This is a genomic window from Palleronia rufa, from assembly GCF_000743715.1.
In the GTDB taxonomy this organism is placed as follows: Bacteria; Pseudomonadota; Alphaproteobacteria; order Rhodobacterales; family Rhodobacteraceae; genus Palleronia; species Palleronia rufa.
In genome coordinates, this window is sequence record NZ_JQEY01000002.1 from 201,246 (window position 1) to 214,991 (window position 13,746).

General features: G+C 67.7%; 12 protein-coding genes and 1 pseudogene. 8 read left to right on the forward strand and 5 right to left on the reverse strand.

The window, feature by feature from the left end; translation table 11 throughout:
- Positions 1-178 precede the first annotated feature (178 nt).
- A complete protein-coding gene (locus KW83_RS05045) occupies positions 179-679 on the reverse strand; it encodes an Lrp/AsnC family transcriptional regulator (protein ID WP_036175540.1) in 501 nt (166 codons plus the stop codon).
- A 148-nt stretch (positions 680-827) separates the two neighbouring features.
- Between KW83_RS05045 and trxB the strand changes: the two genes are divergently transcribed.
- The 8 genes from trxB to KW83_RS05085 all read left to right on the forward strand — a co-directional run bounded on the left by trxB (position 828) and on the right by KW83_RS05085 (position 10,159).
- Positions 828-1,832: a thioredoxin-disulfide reductase gene (gene trxB / locus KW83_RS05050; protein ID WP_036175543.1), complete on the forward strand. Its 1,005-nt coding sequence runs from the start codon at positions 828-830 to the stop codon at positions 1,830-1,832.
- A gap of 274 nt (positions 1,833-2,106) precedes the next feature.
- Entirely contained in the window at positions 2,107-3,813 is a 1,707-nt protein-coding gene (locus tag KW83_RS05055; protein WP_036175546.1) for a bifunctional sulfate adenylyltransferase/adenylylsulfate kinase, read from the forward strand.
- Between the two features lie 629 nt (positions 3,814-4,442).
- Complete coding sequence (locus tag KW83_RS05060) at positions 4,443-5,636, forward strand: D-alanyl-D-alanine carboxypeptidase family protein (RefSeq protein WP_152563484.1); 1,194 nt, start codon at positions 4,443-4,445, stop codon at positions 5,634-5,636.
- Positions 5,633-6,265, forward strand: coding sequence for a dTMP kinase (tmk, locus tag KW83_RS05065; protein WP_036175552.1), 633 nt, complete (start codon positions 5,633-5,635; stop codon positions 6,263-6,265). Before KW83_RS05060 ends, tmk begins: the two co-directional genes overlap by 4 nt.
- Positions 6,266-6,541: 276 nt before the next feature.
- Positions 6,542-7,663, forward strand: coding sequence for a DNA polymerase III subunit delta' (locus tag KW83_RS05070; protein ID WP_036175555.1), 1,122 nt, complete (start codon positions 6,542-6,544; stop codon positions 7,661-7,663).
- A complete protein-coding gene (locus KW83_RS05075; protein ID WP_036175558.1) occupies positions 7,660-8,442 on the forward strand; it encodes a TatD family hydrolase in 783 nt (260 codons plus the stop codon). The genes KW83_RS05070 and KW83_RS05075 overlap by 4 nt, the downstream gene beginning before the upstream one ends.
- A complete protein-coding gene (locus KW83_RS05080) occupies positions 8,439-9,236 on the forward strand; it encodes an MBL fold metallo-hydrolase (RefSeq protein WP_036175561.1) in 798 nt (265 codons plus the stop codon). The genes KW83_RS05075 and KW83_RS05080 overlap by 4 nt, the downstream gene beginning before the upstream one ends.
- Positions 9,233-10,159 (forward strand): AEC family transporter, encoded by a 927-nt coding sequence (locus KW83_RS05085; RefSeq protein WP_036175564.1) that lies wholly within the window; start codon positions 9,233-9,235, stop codon positions 10,157-10,159. The genes KW83_RS05080 and KW83_RS05085 overlap by 4 nt, the downstream gene beginning before the upstream one ends.
- A gap of 166 nt (positions 10,160-10,325) precedes the next feature.
- Here the strand turns inward: KW83_RS05085 and KW83_RS20435 are convergent.
- From KW83_RS20435 to KW83_RS05105, 4 genes and pseudogenes are all read right to left on the reverse strand, one after another.
- Positions 10,326-11,177: pseudogene (locus KW83_RS20435) on the reverse strand (ABC transporter permease); the annotation flags it as partial.
- A gap of 12 nt (positions 11,178-11,189) precedes the next feature.
- Positions 11,190-12,962, reverse strand: a complete 1,773-nt coding sequence (locus KW83_RS20440) for an ABC transporter permease (protein ID WP_036175570.1) — start codon at positions 12,960-12,962, stop codon at positions 11,190-11,192.
- Complete coding sequence (locus KW83_RS05100) at positions 12,959-13,396, reverse strand: VOC family protein (RefSeq protein ID WP_152563485.1); 438 nt, start codon at positions 13,394-13,396, stop codon at positions 12,959-12,961. The genes KW83_RS20440 and KW83_RS05100 overlap by 4 nt, the downstream gene beginning before the upstream one ends.
- Positions 13,393-13,683, reverse strand: a complete 291-nt coding sequence (locus KW83_RS05105) for a DUF1330 domain-containing protein (RefSeq protein ID WP_036175573.1) — start codon at positions 13,681-13,683, stop codon at positions 13,393-13,395. Before KW83_RS05105 ends, KW83_RS05100 begins: the two co-directional genes overlap by 4 nt.
- Between the last annotated feature and the right edge of the window lie 63 nt (positions 13,684-13,746).

The window sequence follows — 13,746 nt, forward strand, 5'->3', positions numbered from 1 at the left end:
GGGTCGCAGGTCCCCTTGCCGGCCGGACTGCCCGCAGTTTCGCCGCACCGCCGGGCCCTGGCGGCGGTCGCCATCGACGCCGCGGCCCAACCTGCCGAGAAGGCACAGCCGTCGGACATTGCAACTCAACGCGCGGGGTCCGCGGGGGCCGTCCAATCGGACAGCCATCGCCGGCCGGTCAGGCGCTGCGGGCCAGCCGGTCCTCAAGAATGTCGAAGGGCACGCCCGGCGCGTCCTTGGCTGCCCGGATCACCAGGGACGTCTTGACGCTGCCGACATTCGGTGCCGTCAACAGTTCCGTCGTCAGGAAGGTCTGGAAGGTCGACAGGTCCGGTGCCACGCATTTCAGCACGAAATCCACCTCGCCGTTCAGCATGTGGCATTCCCGGACCAGCGGCCAGTTCCTGCACAGGGTCTCGAAGGCCGACAGGTCCACCTCGGCCTGGCTCTGCAACCCGACCATGGCGAACACCTGAACCTCGAATCCCAGCTGCCGGACGTTGACCCTGGCGTGGTAGCCGCCGATGAACCCCGCCTCTTCCAGCGTCCGCACCCGGCGCAGGCAGGGCGGCGCAGAGATGCCCACGCGCTTGGCCAGCTCGACATTGGTCATCCGGCCGTCGCGCTGAAGCTCCGCCAGGATCTTGCGGTCGATTGCGTCGAGTTTCTGTCCGGGCATGGAGTCCTCAACCCTTTTGCCGAACCCTTACGCCCGACCGTCCCCATGCGCAATAAAGTTTCGCCGCTGGCCTGATTCCCGGTGCGGGGTTTCGGCCCGCGTCGCCAGCGCCTATATCGCGCCGCAACCCGGAGTTCGGAGACAGACCATGCCGCAGGATCGCCACGTCAAGCTTCTCATCATCGGCTCCGGCCCGGCCGGCTATACCGCCGCCGTCTATGCCGCCCGCGCGATGCTGGACCCGGTGCTGGTCCAGGGCATCCAGCCCGGCGGCCAGCTGACCATCACCACGGACGTGGAGAACTGGCCGGGCGACGCCTCTGTTCTGGGGCCCGATCTGATGCAGCGGATGGAGCACCACGCCCGCGAGATGGGCGCCGAGATCGTGTCCGACCATATCTCCTCGGTCGATCTTGGCCGCCGTCCGTTCACCGCCCGGGCCGACAGCGGCATGACCTTTACCGCCGACGCGGTGATCCTGGCCACCGGCGCCCAGGCCAAGTGGCTGGGCCTGCGGTCGGAAGACGCGTTCAAGGGCTTCGGCGTCTCGGCATGCGCCACCTGCGACGGTTTCTTCTACCGCGGCCAGGAGGTCGCCGTGATCGGCGGCGGCAACACCGCCGTCGAGGAGGCGCTGTTTCTCACCAACTTCGCCTCCAGGGTCACCGTGATCCACCGCCGCGACGAATTCCGGGCCGAAAAGATCCTTCAGAAGCGTCTGATGGACCACCCCAAGGTCAAGGTGATCTGGAACCACCGGCTGGACAGCGTTTACGGAACCGATGCGCCGAAAGGCGTGGAAGGCGTGCGTCTGGCCCATGTGGACAGCGGCAAGATCACCGATCTGCCGGTCAAGGGCGTGTTCATCGCCATCGGCCACGCGCCGGCGTCCGAGTTGGTGAAGGACCAGCTGGAAACCCATATGGGCGGCTATGTGGTGACCAAGCCCGATTCGACGGAAACCTCGATCCCCGGGGTTTTCGCGGCGGGTGACCTGACCGACCACATCTACCGCCAGGCGGTCACCAGCGCCGGGATGGGCTGCATGGCCGCGCTGGAGGCCGAGCGCTGGCTGACCGAACAAAGCCTCGACCATGGCAAGGACGAAAGCGAACCGCTGGGCTACGGCGCACCGGTCGAACCGGCCGGCTGAGCCGAGAGAACCGCCTCCTGCCGTGGAACACTCGGTCCGGCAAGGTCCGGACGCGGCAGCGGACGCACCGATGGCCCGCGATCCGTCCCGTTCGGCGACGAAGCGAACCGCGCCCCTGTTTCATCCGGTCGGGATCTTCCCGTTTGGGGGGCAGGTGTCCGTCCCTGCCGGCGAAAATGGCTAAAACACCCGGGCAAGGGTTGTGCGGCGGCCGATTTAGGGGGTAATCGCGCCTCGCCCACCTCTGGCAGGCTCGAACAGACAGGCCCATCCGATGCAAAAGCAGAATTTCGCTCCGGTCCCGGAGCTCTACGTTTCATACGACAGCGCGCAGAAGCTCAAGGTCGAGGCGGGCGAACTGCCCTCCCATGACCTCACGCCCCGGCAGACCTGCGATCTCGAACTCCTGATGAACGGCGGCTTCGCGCCGCTGAAGGGCTTTCTGAGCCAAGAGGATTACGACGGCGTCGTGAACGACATGCGCCTGGCGGATGGAAGCCTCTGGCCCATGCCGATCACCCTGGACGTGTCGGAAAAATTCGCCGACGCCATCGAGATCGGGCAGGACATCGCGCTGCGCGACCAGGAGGGGGTGATCCTGGCGACCATGACCGTCACCGACAAATGGGTGCCGGACAAGGCCCATGAAGCGCAAAAGGTGTTCGGCGCGGACGACAGCGCCCATCCGGCCGTGAACTACCTGCACAACCAGGCGGGCCCGGTCTATCTGGGCGGGCCGGTGACGGGCATCCAGCAGCCGATCCACTACGATTTCCGCGCCCGGCGCGACACGCCCAACGAATTGCGCGCCTATTTCCGCAAGATGGGCTGGCGCCGGGTCGTCGCGTTCCAGACCCGCAACCCGCTCCACCGCGCGCACCAGGAACTGACCTTCCGCGCCGCGCGCGAAGCGCAGGCCAACCTGCTGATCCATCCGGTCGTCGGCATGACCAAGCCCGGCGACGTGGACCACTTCACCCGCGTACGCTGCTACGAGGCCGTGCTCGACAAGTATCCCGCCGCCACCACGCACATGTCGCTGCTGAACCTGGCCATGCGCATGGCCGGCCCGCGGGAGGCCGTGTGGCACGGGCTGATCCGCAAGAACCACGGTGTCACCCATTTCATCGTCGGCCGCGACCACGCCGGTCCGGGCAAGAACTCCGCCGGTGACGATTTCTACGGCCCCTACGACGCGCAGGAACTGTTCAAGCAGCACCAGGAAGAGATGGGCATCGAGATGGTGCCGTTCAAACACATGGTCTATGTCCAGGAGCGCGCCCAGTACGAGCCTGCGGACGAAATCGAGGAGGGCGTCACCGTCCTCAACATTTCCGGCACCGAACTGCGCCGCCGCTTGCAGGAAGGGTTGGAGATCCCCGAATGGTTCTCCTTCCCCGAAGTGGTGAAGGAGCTGCGCCGGACCCGTCCGCCACGCGCCAACCAGGGCTTCACCGTGTTCTTCACCGGCTTCTCCGGGTCCGGCAAGTCCACCGTCGCCAACGCGCTCATGGTCAAGCTGATGGAGATGGGCGGCCGGCCGGTCACACTTCTGGACGGCGACATCGTGCGCAAGAACCTCAGCTCCGAACTCGGCTTCTCGAAAGAGCATCGCGATCTCAACATCCGCCGCATCGGCTACGTCGCCTCCGAGATCACCAAGAACGGCGGCATCGCCATCTGCGCGCCGATTGCGCCCTACGCGACCACCCGCCGCGCGGTGCGCGAGGACGTGGAGGCCTTCGGCGCCTTCGTGGAAATCCACGTGGCCACCCCGCTAGAGGAATGCGAGGCGCGGGACCGCAAGGGACTCTACAAGCTGGCGCGGGCGGGCAAGATCAAGGAATTCACCGGCATTTCGGACCCCTACGACGTGCCCGAAAGCCCTGAACTCAGGCTCGACACCACCAATGTGGACGTGGATCACTGCGCCCACCAGGTCCTGCTGAAGCTTGAAAACATGGGGCTGATCGCGGCGTGATGCTCGGACGGGTCGCGGCCGCACGGGCCGGGACCCGTCGCACCGGCGGCAGTCGGACCGGTTCGCGGGATAGACATATCCGCCGCTCTCCGCCGGCACGGAACTGTGGCTGGAGCATTGCAGCAGGTGCCGTTCCGCGCGCATCGTACAGGCGCAACTCATCGCACAGCTTTGCCTTGTCCCCTCCCTGCTGGACGCCTTCGGACACCCGGTGACGGGTCAGGGGCTGCCCGAGCGTTCCTGAGAATCGAGAATCTGCCCGGCGGGATCATGTGGATTACCTCTGCCGAGGGGGGTGATCGGTGTGCGTGCCAGTTTTTTCGCGCATGGTCGCCCTGACCCGCAGGCGTCGGTCGCGCAGGGTTTTCGTGCCTGGGCCGCTTTGCCGACCTTACACAGGTCGGGGTATCCCGGGCCCGCATCTTGCCTGCCAGTGGTGCCGAAGGTCTGCTCGTCCGTACATCTCCGTCGCGTCGTCCCGAAGAAAAGTCGGAGCCGATGAGGTCTGTATATCGATGCTTCCGCACGGACCCGCTTTTACCTCTCTCGACGCGGTGCGGGGATGCGTCCCGGTCCGTGCTCTGCTAGGACGGCAGGGACCCTCGGCCACATCACCGGAGATGCGTTCCATGACCCTTACCCGCATTGCCGCCGCGCTATGCCTTGCGCTGCTTGCCGCCCTGCCCGCCCGCGCCTTCGAAACCCAGGCGCGCGCGGCCTATGTCTACGATGTCACCACCGACACCGTCCTTCTGTCGAAGAACGCCGAAGAGCCGCTGCCGCCGGCCTCCATGTCGAAGTTGATGACGCTCAACATGCTTTTCGAGGCGCTGCGCGACGGACGCGTGGAGATGTCCACCCGGTTCGCCGTATCCTCGAAGGCCCGCGCCATGGGCGGGTCGACGATGTTTTTGAACGAGCGCGACCGCCCGACGGTAGAGGAGCTGATCCAGGGCATCATCGTGATGTCCGGAAACGATGCCTGCGTGGTGGTGGCCGAAGGGCTCGCCGGATCCGAGGACGCCTTCGCGCGGCAGATGACGGAACGGGCGCGCGACCTGGGGATGACCGACTCCAACTTCACGAACGCGTCCGGCTGGCCCGACCCCGACCACCGGATGTCCATGCAGGACCTGGGCATTCTGGCGACCCGGCTGATCACCGAGTTTCCGGATTACTACGGCTATTTCGCGCAGAAAGAGTTCGCCTACGATAATCGCGCGCCGCAGAACCGGTTCAACCGCAATCCGCTGCTGGGCCTGGGAATCGGGGCCGACGGGCTGAAGACCGGGCACACGCAGGAGGCCGGCTACGGCCTTGTCGGATCCGCGGCGCAAGGGGACCGGCGCATCGTCTTCGCGATCACGGGTCTGGAGAGCCAGAATGACCGCGCCGAAGAGGCCGAGCGCATCGTCAGCTGGGCGTTCCGCCAGTTCGTGCAGAAGACCGTGGTCGAAAAGGGCCAGCGGATCGCGACGGCCGACGTCTGGCTGGGCGCGGAGCGGCAGGTGGACCTGGTGACCATGGCGGACCGCTCCTTGCTGATACCGGCGCTGGAACAGGGCGGTCTCCAGGCCGAGGCGCGCTTCGTCTCGCCCCTGCGGGCACCCGTCGCGGAGGGAGAGGAGGTCGGCACGCTGGTGGTCTCCATGGCCGGCATGCCGGACGCGGAACTGCCCCTGGTGGCGGCCCGCACCGTGGCGAAAGGCGGCTTCGTGCCGCGTCTGCGCACTGCCGCGTCGGTCCTGCTGGCCCGGGCCATGAACAGGGCGTCCGACGCGACAGCAGAGCCTGGCCCGGACGCCCAGACCGTCACCGAGTGAGCCGCGGCCTCTTCCTTAGCTTCGAGGGGATCGATGGGTCCGGCAAATCCACCCAGGCGAGGCTGCTGGCCCGGCACCTGCAGGAATGCGGCCGGGAGGTTGTCCTGACCCGGGAACCCGGCGGATCCGAGGGCGCCGAGGAAATCCGGCGGCTGGTGCTGGAGGGCCCGCCCGACCGTTGGTCCGCAGAGACCGAGCTGTTGCTGTTCACCGCCGCACGGCGCGATCATCTGGAGCGGCTGATCCGTCCGGCGCTGAGCCGGGGCGCGGTGGTGATTTCGGACCGGTTCGCGGATTCGACGCGGGTGTATCAGGGGCTGACCCGGGGCGATCTGCGGTCCGCAGTCGATCTGCTACACGACAAGATGATCGGGATGGAACCGGACCGGACGTTCCTTATCGACATGGATCCCGCGCGTGGCCTGGCCCGGGCACTGGGGCGGCAGGGCGGCGAGGAGCGGTTCGAGAGCTTCGGCCTGGAGATGCAGTCCCGCATGCGCGCGGGTTTTGCGGATCTGGCAAAGGACGCACCGGAGCGGATCGTCGTCATCGACGGGGCGCGGGACGCCGACGCGGTCGCGCGGTCGGTGATCGAAGCACTGCCATCGGGGGCGGCAGGGGGCGGATGACGCAAGCATGGCCCTTTTTCGCTGCCCGCACCCGAAGGCGGAATGATCCGGTGCGGGGCATGGGCGGTGCGCGCGTCCCGACGTGATCTGCCGATGGCGGCGAATGGCCGGATCGGAGCAAGCCAAAGCTGCCTGACGGACAGAGGGTGGGCGCCGCAAAGCCGGATGCGCGGTTTGCATCGCGGCAACCTCCGGGCGGCCAGGCCGCGGTCACGCCCCCGCACGGCCGAGGCGACCCCGTGGCGGCGGAGCGCGCGGCGTGCTAGCTGCGGGGCGATGAGCGATCCAGAGGAATACGAACCCGACAGGGTCGAGGGCGTGCCGCATCCCAGGCAAACCGCCGTTCTCTTTGGGCAGGCCGCGGCGGAGCGGGCGATGCTCGATGCCATTGCCCGCGACAGGCTTCACCATGCGTGGCTTCTGACCGGCCCACGCGGCGTCGGCAAGGCGACGCTGGCCTGGCGGATCGCGCGCTTCCTGATCGCCGCTCCAAATCCGGGGGGCATGTTCGGCGGCCCGGAGACGCTGGACATCGCGGCCGACCATCCGGTAGCGGCGCGCATCGCCGCCCTATCCGAGCCGTCGCTGTTCCTCATGCGTCCCACCCGGTCCGACACCGGCGCCGAGCGGCGTGACATCACCGTTGACGTGGCGCGGTCCCTGCGCGATTTCCTGCATCTCAGCGCGGCCGACGGAGGCCGTCGCGTGGTCCTGGTGGACGCGGCCGACCAGCTCAACACCCAATCGGCCAACGCGATCCTGAAACTGGTCGAGGAACCCCCCGCCCGGACCGTGTTCCTGCTGGTCTGCCACGCGCCGGCGCGTCTGCTGCCGACGATCCGGTCGCGCTGCCGGACTTTGCGGTGCGACCCGCTGTCCGGCCCGGATCTGGCAGAGGCCATCGCCGCCGCCGGGCTGGATCCCGCGGTCGAGCCTGCCGCGCTGTCCCAGCTTGCCTCCGGCTCCGTCGGAGAGGCCGCGCGCCTCTTGCAGGAGGACGGTCCGGCCATCTACGCCGACCTCGTGAGCCTTGGCGCGACCGTGCCCGAAATGGACCGCGCGCGGCTGTTGAAGCTGGCCGATACGGTGACGACGGTCCGCAACCGCGGCCGGGCGGACGCGGTGTTCCGCCTCATGGACCTCCTTTTGGCCCGGCTGGCGCGGGCCGGCGCGGGGCATCCGCCGGCAGCCGAAGCCGCCCCCGGCGAGGCCGCGTTGCTGGCGCGGCTGGCACCCTCTGCCGTGGCGGGCCGCGCCTGGGCGACGCTGGCGCAAGAGGTGGGCGAGCGGGTCTCCCACGGGCGGGCGGTCAACCTTGACCCTTCGGGACTGGTCCTAGATACCGGCCTCAGGATCAACGAGACGGGCCGCGCCCTGCTCACCGGCCGGACCCCATGACCACGATCACCGACAGCCACTGCCATCTGGACTTTCCCGACTTCGACGACACGCGCGACGCGGTCGTTGCCCGTGCGCTGGAGGCCGGCGTGGCGCGCATGGTCACCATCTGCACGCGGCTGGACCGTGCGGACCGGGTCCGCGACATCGCCGAGACCCATGCCCCCGTCTACTGGGCCGCCGGCACCCATCCCATGTCCGCGGCCGACGTGCCGCTGGTTGCGGTCGAGGACCTCGTGACGCTGGCGGAACATCCCAAGTTCGTCGGCATCGGGGAAACCGGGCTGGACTACCACTACACCGCACAGACCAGGGCGATTCAGCAGCAGAGCCTGCGCGTGCATATCGAGGCCGCGCGGGCGACCGGCCTGCCGCTTATCATCCACGCCCGCGACGCGGATGAGGACATGGCCCGGATCCTGACCGAAGAACACGCGGCGGGCGCCTTCGGATGCGTCATGCACTGTTTCTCCTCCTCCGCGGCGCTGGCCGCCGCCGCGCTGGATCTCGGGTTCTACCTGTCCATGTCCGGTATCGCGGCCTTTCCGAAGTCCGGCGCCCTGCGCGAGATCTTCGCCGCGGCACCGCTCGACCGCATCCTGGTAGAGACGGACAGCCCCTATCTGGCCCCGCCGCCCCATCGCGGAAAACGCAACGAACCCGCCTTTGCAGCCCATACCGCGCGGGTGGGCGCGGGCATCTTCGGGCTGTCCGATGAGGCGTTCGCCGCCCGGACGGAGGCGAATTTCGAGCGCCTGTTCCCGAAGGCCGTGGGGTGAGCCTGCGATTCACGATCCTGGGCTGCGGCTCATCCGGCGGGGTGCCGCGGATCGGCGGACACTGGGGCGATTGCGACCCCGATGAGCCGCGGAACCGCCGCCGCCGTTGTTCCCTGCTGGTCGAGCGCGACGGACCCAAGGGCACCACGACCGTGCTGATCGACGCCTCCCCCGACATGCGCGCGCAACTGCTCGACGCCGGGGTGGGGCGGCTCGACGGCGTGGCGTTCACCCATTCCCACGCGGATCATTGTCATGGGCTGGACGACCTGCGGATGGTGGTCATCAACATGCGCCAGCGGGTGCGGGTCTGGGCGGACGATGCCACCGCCGACGCGTTGGAGGACCGCTTCGACTACGCGTTTCGCGCGCCGGAGGGCTCTGCCTACCCGCCGATCCTTGACATGAACCGGATCGGGGGGCCGATCACCATCGACGGGCCGGGCGGCGACGTGACGCTGACCCCCTTCCCCGTCAGGCACGGCAACATCGACGCGCTGGGGTTCCGGATCGCCGGCCTGGCCTACCTGCCCGACGCCGGCGCGATGACGGATGCCGCCTGGGCGGCCGTTCACGGGCTGGATATCTGGGTCGTGGACGCTTTGCGCCGGACGCCGCACCCGAGCCATTCGCACCTTGCGCAGACGCTGGAGTGGATCGCCCGCGCCCGGCCCGCCCGCGCGGTGCTGACCAACATGCACAACGACATGGACTATGCGACGGTCATGGCCGAAACCCCCGAGGGCATCGAGCCCGCCCATGACATGATGGTATTGCGCCTGGACGACGCGTGAGCGCGCTGCTCGACGTCATCCTGCCGGTGTTCCTGGTCATCGGCGGGGGCTATCTGGCCGTCTGGCGGGGGCTGTTTTCGGATGCGTCGGTCGATGGGCTGATGGCGTTCACCCAGGGGTTCGCCATCCCCATGCTGCTCTTTCGCGCCATCGCCACGCTGGACCTGGGGGCAGAATTCACCTGGCCGCTGCTGGCGTCCTTCTATCTTGGCGCGGTGTCGGGATTTCTGGCCGGGCTGCTCGGCGCGCGGGCTTTGGGCCGAAGTTGGGAGGACTCGGTCGCCATCGGCTTCTGCGGTCTCTTCTCCAACTCGGTGCTGCTGGGTCTGCCGATCGCGGAGCGTGCCTTCGGGGCCGAGGCGCTGCGGTTCAACTACGCCATCATCGCCGTCCACGCACCGTTCTGCTACCTTCTGGGCGTCACCGCCATGGAGACGGTCCGCGCCCGGGGCGCGCCGCTCTCGGGCCTGCCGCGCAAGGTGGGCCGCGCGATGTTCCACAATGCGCTGGTGATCGGAATTGCGCTGGGGTTCGCGGTCAACCTGGCCGGCATCACCCTGCCCAAGGTGATCGACGACGCGCTGTCGCTGATGATCCGCGCAGCACTTCCGGCGGCGCTGTTCGGTCTGGGCGGGATCCTGCTGCGCTATCGGATCGAGGGCGACTTGCGGATCATAGCGCTGATCTCCGCCGCATCGCTGGTGCTGCATCCCTCCGTCGCCTGGGTCGCGGGCACGGCCCTGGGGCTTTCGGTGGACCAGCTGAGGGCGGCGGTCCTGACGGCGGCCATGGCGCCGGGGGTGAACACCTACATCTTTGCCAACATCTACGGCACCGCCCGGCGCTCTGCCGCATCCGGGGTGCTGATCGGAACGGCCGCGTCGATCCTGTCGGTCTGGGTCTGGCTGCTGATCCTGCCATGAACGGCTGCACGCGGTCGCGGGCGTCGGGAGGGGCTACGCGCCCCGCCTGCCTGACGGCAGGCCCCCGCGGGATATTTTTGGAAAGATGAAGGCCCCGGGTCCCGACCGGCAAGGCCCCGCGGCGGTCCGTTGGGTCTGCCAGGCGGGGTTGAGACGCCTGGCCGCGTCAGCCGGGGCTCATGCCGCGGAGGCGCTCGGAGCGGCGGCGCAGGAGTTCGACCGTGGTCAGCAGGCCGATGGAGATGACCACCAGAATGGTGGCGACGGCGAGGATGGTGGGGGAGATCTGCTCGCGCAGTCCGATGAACATCTGCCATGGAAGGGTCTTCTGGCCCGCCGAGCCGACGAAGAGGACGACGACGACCTCATCGAAGGAGGTGATGAAGGCGAAGAGCCCGCCCGAGATCACGCCCGGCAGGATCAGCGGCATCTGCACCCGGAAGAAGGTGCGGACCGGGCCCGCACCCAGGTTCGCGGAGGCACGCGTGAGCGAGCGGTCGAACCCCACCAGGGTCGCCGTGACGGTGATGATGACGAAGGGGATGCCCAGGGCCGCATGGGCCAGGACCACCCCAAGATAGGTGCCCTGCAGGCCGATCCGGCTGTAGAAGAAATACATCCCCGCCGCGGAGATGATCAGCGGCACGATCATGGGCGAGATCAGGATCGCCATGATGAGGCGGCGGAACGGAACGTGGGATTGCGACAGGCCCACCGCGGCCAGCGTTCCCAGCGACACCGACAGCAGCGTGGCCACGGGCGCGATCTTGATCGAGTTCCACATGGCCTGCTGCCAGCCGGAATTGGTGAAGAAGTCCCTGTAGTGCTTGAGCGAATAGGCCTCCGGGTCGAACGCCAGCATTCCCGGCGTGAAGGTAAAGAAATTCTCGGCGTTGAAGCTGAGCGGAATGATCGTGAGGATCGGCGCGATCAGAAAGAAGAAGATCAGCCCGCAGATCGTCAGGAACGTGTAGTGCCAGATCTTCTGGCCCAGGGTGGCATAGGGGGGCAGTTCCATTCCGGTCTCTCCTCAGCCCAGGCTCACGTTGTCGATGCCGACGATGCGGTCGTAGAGGTAGTAGAGCACCAGCACGAGGGCGAGCAGGATCGTGCCCAGCGCCGCGGCCAGTCCCCAGTTCAGCGATTGCGAGATGTGATAGGCGATCCGGTTCGAGATGAACGTGCCGGTGGTGCCGCCGACGATCTCCGGCGTGATGTAGTAGCCGATCGACAGGATGAACACGAGGATGCAGCCCGCTCCGATCCCCGGCACCGACTGCGGGAAATAGACCCGCCAGAAGGCCGTCCAGTTGGTCGCGCCCAGCGATTTCGCGGCGCGGACGTATTGCGGCGGGATGGTCTTCATCACCGAATAGAGCGGCAGGATCATGAACGGCAGAAGGATATGCGTCATCGCGATGATCGTGCCGGTCTGGTTGTTGATGAGCTGCAACCGTCCGACATCGGAGATCGCGCCCGCCCAGACGAGGATGGCGTTGATCACGCCCTCCTGCTGGAGCAGCACCTTCCACGCGGAGGTCCGCACCAGCAAAGAGGTCCAGAACGGCAGCAGCACCAGGATCAGCAGCAGGTTCGAGGTGCGGAGCGGCAGGTTCGACAGCAGGAATGCGATCGGATAGCCCAGCAGCACGCAGGAGAACATGATCGTCAGGGACATGAACATGGTCCGCTTGAAGAGCAGGGCATAGATCTTCTGGTCGTCCGGCTGCGGCTCGATCCCCTGGGGGGTGAGCTGGTAGTCGATGGCGGAGAGGAAATAGCCCGCCGTGTAAGGCGACGAGAACGCCTTGATCGTGCCCCAGACCTCCGGATCGCCCCAGTCCTCGTCCACGTTCTCGATAAAGAATTCCTTGACGGGAAGGGTGTCGAACGCGGCGACCGCGTCGGCGGCGCGCGACAGCAGCCGGGCCTGGGCGCCGTCGTAGGATTCGCCGGTGAACCCGCCGCTCAGATCCTCATAGAGGGCCTGATAGACGATGGCCCAGGGCTGCTCCTGGGTGGGGGAGTCGCCGTCTTCGGACCGGATGACGCTCGCGAACTGCTGATAGATCCGTGACGTTCTGGGCAGCGCGTCCCGGGCGGTACCGGAGAGGCGGAAGCGCGGCTCCGGCTCCGTGAATTCCAGGGCGCGCGCCTCTTCCGCGGTGGCGGCGGCGTCCTGTGCGGCCTCTGCCTCTTTGGCGCGGGCGCTCCAGTCTGCCTGTGCCGCGATCCAGTCGGGATCGGCCATCAGCGACACCCAGGTGGCGGGCTCTTCCCAGGCCGCGTCCAGGGCGACGAACTGGTCCATGTAGATCTCACCCGCCTCGTCGATGTCCCGGCCGGTCTTGCGGAAAAGCGAAGAGATTCCGGTGGTTTCGTAGTTCAGTCGGGACCCCAGGCGGGTGTGGTTCTTCAACTCCGTCGCCACCATGAGATCGGCGGCGAGGGCGCGGTACGTCTCTTCGTCGGGCGTGCCCTCACCGTCCCAGCGGTCGAGTTCCACGACGGTGCGGGGCAGCGTCTGGCTGACGATGTCGTTCTCGACGGAGCGGAACAGCATGTCCGCGATCGGCGCGATGAAGGTGATCAGGATAAAGATCAGCAGCGGTGCGATGAGCATGAGGGCGCGCAGCTTCTGGGCCCGGAGGGCGCGGTTGAGCGACCGCTTGAGGGGCGTTCCGTCGGCGGCGAGGACCCGGCCGGCCTTGGCGCGGTCCGCGTCGCGGATGGCGTTGTCGGGCGTGGCGCCGGTGAACTGGTCGGGGCCGGTGGCCCTGGCGGGGGGAACGCTGTCGGTCATCGTGTCGCCTTTTCTGCGGTGCGGGCGCGGTCCGCGATCTGGTCCTCGACATGGGTGGAGATCCACCACCGGTTGCCGGCCGGATCCTCGACTCCGCCGTCGTCGGCTCCGTAGAAGCGGCGCTCCACCGGCATGACCCGGGTCGCGCCATGGGCGACGGCGCGCGCCGGGGTCGCGGCGGCGTCGGGAACGGTGACGTAGAGAAAGCCGGGGCGGACCATGTCACCGTCCGCCCGGGAAATCGTGATCGTGCTGTCGCCGATATTCATCTCTGTATTCCAGAGGGTTCCGTCCGACTTGCGGATCGGCGCGGCACGGGGAACGGCGCCGAAGACGGCGGTCGCGAAGGCCACCGTGCCCTCTGCGTTCGGGACCGTCACGAAGGTCGCCACCCGGCTGCGGCCGGGGGCGGCCCATGACGGTCCGGCGGTCACGCGACGCCCTCGACCAGGATGATGGTGCTGGTTGCGCAGCGCCGCCGGATCTCTGCGACCTCCTGGTAGTCGGGGTCGTCATAGGCGGCTTTCGCGGCCTCGTAACTGTCGAATTCGATCACCACGTGGCGGCCCATCTCTTCTCCCTCCGGGGTCTCGGAGCGGCCGCCGCGGATGACGAAACGCGCGCCGTGGCTCTCCAGGATGGGCGTGTCGCGGGCCACGTATTCGGGGTAGCCCTCCGGGTCCGTCACCTTGATATGGCCGATGATGTAGCCCTTGGGCATGGTGAAATCTCCCGTCTCGGACGTGTCGGACCCTTGTCGGACTCCTGTAGGAGTCCTGTAGGA